A 202-nucleotide genomic window follows, 5' to 3' on the forward strand; every position below is an offset into this window, starting at 1 on the left:
CGCCTCGACGACGTCCACGTCACCGGCCGACAGCCCGCCACTGGCCAGCGCCTGCCGGATCACCCGCTGCTGCGACGGACCGTTCGGCGCCGTCAACCCATTGGACGCACCGTCCTGGTTGACCGCACTGCCCCGCACCACCGCCAACACCCGATGCCCATGACGCCGCGCATCCGACAACCGCTCCAGCACCAGCACACCC

The 202-nt window shown here is 71.3% G+C and carries 1 protein-coding gene; it reads right to left on the reverse strand.

The window, feature by feature from the left end:
• Window positions 1–202 (reverse strand): hypothetical protein (locus IH50_RS38605; RefSeq protein ID WP_158801465.1); only part of this gene is annotated, 202 nt, incomplete at both ends.

Source organism: Streptomyces sp. NRRL S-37 (assembly GCF_000721605.1).
Classification (GTDB): Bacteria; Actinomycetota; Actinomycetes; order Streptomycetales; family Streptomycetaceae; genus Streptomyces.